Here is a 7377-nt window from a genome sequence, read left to right as displayed (position 1 = left end):
CGATCCATCATCGCCGCCGCGTTCGGCCGTGACACTGACCGTGCCGCCGACGATCGTCGCCTTCCCGGTCGCAACAATCCGATCGCTGTTGCCCGCGCCGTCGACCTCGACCGCGTAGACGGAACCGACGCCGAAGGACGCATCACCATTCACACTCAGCATGCCGATGGAATTGCCCGGCGCAATCGTGCCACCGGAGGCAGCGACGAGACCGCCCACCGTGCCCGAACCGCCCAGCGTGCCGCCGTCCAGAACGTCGAGCGCCCCACCCAGAGCACCGTTGCCACGCGTTCCGACCATCAGTTTGCCGGCGGCAATCTCCGTCGTGCCCATAAAGCCCGAGTTCTCGCCGGTGAGCGTCAGCGTGCCGTCACCCTCCTTGGTAAAGCGGCCAGTCCCGGAGATCGTGCCGGCATAGGTGCTGTCACCCGCCTGGTCGAGGTTCAGTGCCGCCGTGCCGATGGCCAGTGCCCCGCCGGTGCCCGCGAGGTTCGACATGGCAAGATCGAAGCCGCCGAGGTCGAGCCGGCCGCCATTGATCGTGTAGGCGCTGTCATGCACCAGTCCGCCCGCGCTGCCGGCAAGCAGCGTGCCGGCCGCCACGGTCGTACCGCCGGAATAGCTGTTGGTTCCCGAAAGCGTCAGCGTTCCTGCGCCCGTCTTGGCAATGCCGCCGGCGCCAATGATGGCGGTCGCGATCTCGGCATTGTCGGCCAGGACGCGGATTTCCGAGCCGCCGGGATCGCTCTCGAGTGCGCCGTCGCCTTCCAGGCGATAGCCTTCGTCGACGAATTGCAGGCCCTTGAAGCTCTGCGTGCCCTTAACCGCAATCGTGCCGCCAGAGTGACCGTTCGCATCCTTGAAGGCGGCATGCTTGCCGGCCCAGGCGACCGGCCATCCTCCGTTCTGGTTCAACCATTGCGTATCGGCAGCATTCCAGGTGCCGTCGCCGCCTTGCCAATGCTGCAAGGCATCGTCGCCAAGCGCGGCGACGAACAGATCGACGCGGTCACCGCCCGTCTGAAGTTCAAACCCGCCGACGCCGTCAATCGCGGGTGTGGTGCCGAGGGTCAGACCGTTGTCGGTGAGCGCGCCGCCATAGGTCAGCAGCCGGTAATAGCCGAGGCCGGTCGTGCCGTCGGCGGCATTGCCGCTCTGGGAAAGGTTGAGCGTTCCGTCGAGCGTCAGGTCGCCCGTCACATCGACCCGGTCGCTCGCGCCCGCCGCCGGATCGCCGGCCATGCCCGCGCGACCCAGTTCGAAATCGAGGATCGAGCCCGACGACAGCAATAGGTCGCCGGCGACGTTCAGCGTGCCGACGGAATTGCCCGGCGCGATGATGCCGCCATCGGCCACCGTCGTCGTGCCCACGGTGCCCGAACCGCCAAGCGTGCCGCCATCTTCTACCGTGACCGTCCCGCCGAGCGCGCCGTTGCCCGCTGCATCCCCGACGAACAGCGTGCCGCCATGAACGGTCGTGACGCCCGAGAAGCTGGAACTGTCGCCTGTGAGAATCAGGTCACCTATGCCTTTTTTGGCAAAATCACCCGTCCCCGAAAGCGTACCGCCAAATGCACTGCCGTACGTCTGGTCAACGATCAGATTGGCCAAACCGATGGCCAATTCGCCGCCAGTGCCCGCAAGGTGTGACATGGAAAGATCGTAGCCGCCGAGGTCGAGCCGGCCGCCATTGATCGCGTAGGCATGATCCGAGCCCAAGGCACCGTCGTTGCCGGCGCGCAGCGTGCCGCCACTCACCGACCAGCCCTGCGCGCCAGCACCCGTCAGTGTCCACTCGCCACCGCTGGTGACGAAGCGCTCGAATCCCCGGAACGTTCCGGTCGGTCCAATATCATTGAGATCGAGAACAGCACGCCCAGCACCTCCCAAGTCTAGGCCGTTTCCTGTACCCTGCGCAACGATATTGCCGTTGAAGATGGCCTCGCCGCCGATGACGAGCGTATTGTCATTGCCGATCAGTTCCACCGCGTTGACGCGGTTCACGCCATCGCCATCGGGCCCGCCCGAGATGGTTCCCCAATTGCGCACAGTCACCGCGTCGCCGACGACACGTACCCCCACGCCACCAGCGCCATGCCACTGGCTCGGCGCACCTTCGGAGCCGCTATTGGTCCCACCATCACCACCGGCGATAACGTCGTAGTTGTCGATCGAGGCGGAGCCTCCATTGAGTTCGAGAGCAATGCCGTTGCCGCCCGCACCTGCGCCGGCATAGTCGGAATCCCCACCATCACCACCGGCGATAACGCCGCCGTTAACGATCGTGGCGGAGCCTCCATCGAGTTCGAGAGCAATGCCGTCGCCACCCGCACCTGCGCGGCCATAGTCGGAATACCCGCCGTCCCCACCGCTGATCGTGCCCGAACCGTCGTTGGTGACATTGGCCGACCAGAAGTCTTCATACAACCGGATGCCAGAGCCGCCCGCCCCGCCTCCCATTGGACCAATGCCCGCCCCGCCTCCATATGGACCATCGCCGCCCGCGCCCCCGATTATTGCGGCCCCGTTATAATGAACACCGCCATTGGCGAGGACTCCTGCCCCGCCGGCGCCTCCTGTAAAATCTAACGCGTAACCGCCATTGCCGCCCGTGATCGAGCCGATGTTATACAGATTGCCGCCGCGGACAAAGAAGACGCCAGCTCCGCCGCCACCGCCATAGCCACCGAAACCACCGGCGCCGCCTTCGATTGTGGAACTGTCAATGTAGAAAGTGTTGCCAGGAAATGAAGCCAGGGCGAGCCCAACGCCACCACCACCGCCGCCATAGCCACCCATACCACCGGCGCCGCCGTGGACATCCTTGTCTTTCATAAAAATACGGTTGGATTCATGGAAGCCTGAGAAATAGAGGCCGGCGCCGCCACCGCCGCCACCGCCGCCCAGGCCCCGGCCAATACTGTTGGGCCGCCCATCACCGCCCGGCTGGCCCCACCTGGAGGAAATTAACTCTTCCAAGGGTATCCACCAGTTTCCCGAGCCGCCGTCGCCGCCATTGCCACCCTTGCCTGGTCCGGCGCTCGAGTCGCGCGGCGCCGACCCGCCCCCACCGCCGCCGCCCACGTCGCGTCCGCCGGCAGCGCCGCCTTGCCCGGGGGTCCCGCCATCGCCAGGACCGCTGTCCTGTCCGGGCTGACCGCCGTCGCCCCCGGCACCGGCCCGGTGGTCTTCTCCAGCAAGCCATCCGGGGCCGCCTCCTCCTCCACCGCCGCCGCCGATACTTCCCGCACCGCCAAGGCCTCCGCCGGAATTGAGGCCGCCGCCTCCAGCTCCGCCGCCACTGGTGATGCGGCCATCTGCCTGTGTTACGGAAAGGGTTCCCAGCACCAGCGTCAGCGCGGAAGTACCGGCCAACAGCGCTGCAGCGAGCCGTCGAACGCGCCCATTGAAAGCGGGCACATCCCTGCCAGCCCCGACATCAGCCCCATTCCCGCCGGGTCCGCGCCCCACCGCCTTTGCCACTCCGTGAACTCTCCTCGATCTGCGCAGCTTCATGCCCGCAAGCGCCATCGCCATAGCCGAAATCAGGCATAGTTCAAGTAGTTTTGAACTATGCCTGATTTTCGGTCTGCCGACGGTCAATGCACCGGGCAGGTGAGTTCGATGGCGGCCTGTGGGCGCGCAAATTAGGAGGTCGTACCGCCCAAAGAAATACGGCAAATGCCGTATTTCGTCCGATGGCGTTGGACAGATTTCGGGCCGAGACCGCGAACGGTGCTCGGCCCGAAATCAGGTTCAGAGCTCAGGACGGCGATTGCCGCCGTTGGAACGCGTGGAGGTTCAGTTCCCGGCAAACACCGCCTTGACCGCGTCGGCGGTCGCCGCGACGACCGTGTCGGCCTCCGCCTTCGTCAGGCAGAGCGGCGGCGCGAAGCCCAGAATGTCGCCTTCCGGCATGGCGCGGCCGATGACGCCGCGTTCGGCGAGCGCGGCCGCGACCTGCGGACCGATCTTCTTCGAAGCCTCGAAGAACTTGCGATCGTCCTTGTCCTCGACGAATTCGACCGCCGCCAAGAGGCCCTCGCCGCGCACCTCGCCGACATGGGCGTGGTCGCCGAGCGCGGCGCGCAGCTCGGACAGGAAATAGCCGCCGGTCGCGCCGGCATTGTCGACCAGGCCGAGCGTGTCGATGAGCTCCAGATTGGCGATACCGGCCGCCGCACAGATCGGATGGGCCGAATAGGTCCAGCCATGGCCGAGCGAACCGAGCTTGTCGGAGCCGTCGACGAGCACCTTCCACATATCCTCCCCGACGATGACGCCCGACAGCGGCGCATAGGCCGAGGTCAGCCCCTTGGCGATGGTGATGAGGTCGGGCTTCATGCCGTAATGGTCGGAGCCGAACATGGTGCCGAGACGGCCGAAGCCGGTCACCACCTCGTCGGCGACGAGCAGCACGTCGTATTTCTTCAAAACAGCCTGGATCTTCTCCCAGTAGCCGGCCGGCGGCGGCACGATGCCGCCCGTGCCGAGGATCGGCTCGCCGATGAAGGCGGCGACCGTCTCCGGCCCCTCGGCCAGGATCATCTCCTCCAGCTTGTCGGCGCAATGCTGGGCGAACTGCTCCTCGCTCATCGAGCGGTCGGCGCGGCGGAAATAATAGGGCGCCTCGGTGTGCAGGACCGGCGCGCGCGGCAGGTCAAAGGCGTTGTGGAAGAGCGCCAGGCCGGTCAGCGAGCCGGTCATCACGCCGGAGCCGTGATAGCCACGCCAGCGCGAAATTATCTTTTTCTTTTCAGGCCGTCCGAGCACATTGTTGTAGTACCAGATGAGCTTGATGTTGGTCTCGTTTGCGTCCGAACCCGACAGGCCGAAATAGACCCGGCTCATGCCTTCCGGCGCCCGGTCGATGATCATCTTGGCAAGCCGGATCGAGGCTTCCGTGCCATGGCCGACATAGGCGTGGTAATAGGCCAGCTCATGCGCCTGCCTGGCGATCGCCTCGGCGATCTCGGTGCGTCCGTAGCCGACATTGACGCAATAGAGCCCGGCAAAGGCGTCGAGGCTGCGCTTGCCCTGCCGGTCGGTCACATAGACGCCCTCGCCGCCGGCCATGATGCGGTTGGGGCTCTCGCCGCGCGCATGCGTTCCCATATGGCTGGAGGGATGGAAGAAATGATCGCGGTCCCAGGCGTTCAGTTCGTTGGACTGGTCGAGCATTGGGCGACTCCTGTTCTTGTCTGTTTCAGCCTGCCTCGAGGCAGACATATTTGAGCTCGGTGAAGGCTTCGAGGCCCTGGCGGGCGCCTTCCCGGCCGAGGCCGGATTGCTTGACGCCGCCGAAGGGTACCGGCGCGCCGGTGATCTTGACCCGGTTGACGGCCACCATGCCGTATTCCAGCACCCTCGACAGGCGGCGCTGGCGCGCCCCGTTCTCGGTCGCCAGATAGGCCACGAGGCCGTATTCGGTGTCGTTGGCGCGCGCGACGACGTCGTCCTCGGCATCGAACGGCGTGACCGCGGCCACTGGCCCAAACGTTTCCTCGCGCATGATGAGCGCGTCGTCGGGCACGTCGGCCAGCAGCGTCGGCTGGACGAAGAGCTGACCGGCCGCGTGGCGGCCGCCGCCGGCCAGCAGGCGCGCGCCGCGGGCTTGCGCGTCGGCGATGTGCTCCAGCGATTTTTCAACCGCGCCATCATGCATCAGCGGGCCGATCTCCATGCCGTCCTCGAGCCCGTTGCCGACCCGCAGCCGGGCAATGCGCTCGGCGAAGGCGGCGCAGAAATCCTCGTAGATCGGCCACTCGACATAGATGCGGTTGGCTGCCAGGCAATCCTGGCCGGAGGTCGCGAACTTGGCGGCCATCGCCAGGTCCACGGCCTTGTCGAGCGGCGTGTCGGCAAAGACGATGAACGGCGCGTGACCGCCGAGTTCCATGACGAGGCGTTTCATGGTCGGCGCGCATTGGGCAGCGATCAGCCGGCCGATCTCGGTCGAGCCGGTGAAGCTCATCGCCCGCACACGCGGGTCGGCGCACAGGCGCCCGACGATGGTCGCGGCCTTGCCGGTAAGAATGTTGAACACGCCGGCCGGCAGGCCCGCCCGCTCGCCGAGCTCGGCCAGCGCCAGCGCCGACAAGGGCGTCTGCGAGGAGGGGTGCGCGACGACCGTGCAGCCGGCGGCGAGCGCGGCGGCCGCCTTGCGCGTCAGCATGGCGCAAGGGAAGTTCCACGGCGTCACCACGCCGACGACGCCGAGCGCCTCGCGCCGCACGACCATCTCCGCGTCGGCCAGGTGGCTCGTCACGCTCTCGGCGTTCACGCGCCGGGCTTCCTCGGCATACCATTCGACAAAGGAGGCGGCGTAATCGATCTCGCCGCGCGCCTCGGCAAGCGGCTTGCCCTGCTCCAGCGTCATGATGAGCGCCAGATCCTCCCTGGCTTCGATCATCAGCTCGAACCATCTGCGCAGGATCGCGGCGCGTTCCTGCGGCAGGCGCCCGCGCCAGGCGGCAAGAGCCTTGTGGGCGGCGGCGATCGCGCCGTCGGTCTGGCCTTCGTCGAGCGCGGCGACCCAGGCCACCGGCGTGCCCGTGGCCGGATCGCTGACGGCGAAGCCGTTGCCGCCATTGCCGGCCGTCCAGCTGCCCTCGACATAGGCCAGCTCGCGCAGAAGCCGGCGGTCGGCGAGGCGGCCGAGCGCTTCATGATGGTCGATGCGGGCGAACAATGCCGACATATCCAGGCCTCCCGGTTGCATTCAAGGGGAAAGATAGTCTGTTGCGGCGGACAGTGTAGCCAATCACGACGGGCGCGACAGACAATCTGTCTACGGATCGCCCTTGCCGCAGACAGATTGTCTGCCGTCACTCGGCGCCGGGGATCAAGGCCGCGACCGGCAGCGTGGAATCACCCTTCACGATGCGCGTCACGATGTATGTAAAGTAACGGTCGATGCCGATTTCGCGCTCCAGCAGCGTATCGACGAGACGCTGATAGGCATCGATGTCGCGGGCCACCACCTTGAGGATGTAATCGACGCCGCCGCCGACGGACCAGCAGGCGACGATCTGCGGCGTGTCGCGCACGGCGCGCTCGAAGCGGTCGAAATCGGCTTGGCGATGCGCGCCCAGCGTGACCTCCATCAGCACGGTCGCCACCGGCGCGATGCGGCGCATGTCGAGCCGCGCATGATAGCCGGTAACGATGCCGGCCTTCTCCAGCTTCCTCAGCCGCATCCAGCACGGCGTCGGCGACAGGCCGACCTTTTCGGCCAGGGCCAGCTTGGTGATCCGCCCATCGCGCTGGATGGCGTCGAGAATCCTGATGTCGATAGCGTCGAGCCGCGCCAATGTCATGATTTAACCCGTCGAAATGAGCCTCGAGCATGACCGTGTCATTTTTCGATTGTCAATT

Annotated in this window: 4 protein-coding genes; all 4 read right to left on the bottom strand. The window is 66.2% G+C overall.

The features are described from left to right. Positions 1 to 3375 (bottom strand): autotransporter-associated beta strand repeat-containing protein (locus GM909_RS26320; protein WP_198174322.1); only part of this gene is annotated, 3375 nt, incomplete at its 3' end. A 426-nt stretch (positions 3376 to 3801) separates the two neighbouring features. Further along, positions 3802 to 5181, bottom strand: coding sequence for an aspartate aminotransferase family protein (locus GM909_RS19765; protein WP_157018935.1), 1380 nt, complete (start codon positions 5179 to 5181; stop codon positions 3802 to 3804). Between the two features lie 25 nt (positions 5182 to 5206). Then, the gene (locus GM909_RS19760) at positions 5207 to 6700 is read right to left on the bottom strand and encodes an NAD-dependent succinate-semialdehyde dehydrogenase (protein ID WP_157018934.1); all 1494 of its coding nucleotides are present in this window, start codon (positions 6698 to 6700) and stop codon (positions 5207 to 5209) included. Positions 6701 to 6827: 127 nt separating this feature from the next. Then, positions 6828 to 7319 (bottom strand): Lrp/AsnC family transcriptional regulator, encoded by a 492-nt coding sequence (locus tag GM909_RS19755; RefSeq protein ID WP_157018933.1) that lies wholly within the window; start codon positions 7317 to 7319, stop codon positions 6828 to 6830. Positions 7320 to 7377 lie beyond the last annotated feature (58 nt).

It is taken from the genome of Mesorhizobium xinjiangense, from assembly GCF_009749525.1.
GTDB classification, from domain to species: domain Bacteria; phylum Pseudomonadota; class Alphaproteobacteria; order Rhizobiales; family Rhizobiaceae; genus Mangrovimarina; species Mangrovimarina xinjiangensis.
This window is presented reverse-complemented; position numbering and strand designations above follow the sequence as displayed.

What these genes read in the sequence shown, in the direction of transcription:
- GM909_RS19760 (WP_157018934.1), bottom strand. Translation starts at nt 6,700, where the DNA reads ATGTCGGCATTGTTCGCCCGCATCGACCATCATGAAGCGCTCGGCCGC.
- GM909_RS19765 (WP_157018935.1), bottom strand. Translation starts at nt 5,181, where the DNA reads ATGCTCGACCAGTCCAACGAACTGAACGCCTGGGACCGCGATCATTTC.
- GM909_RS19755 (WP_157018933.1), bottom strand. Translation starts at nt 7,319, where the DNA reads ATGACATTGGCGCGGCTCGACGCTATCGACATCAGGATTCTCGACGCC.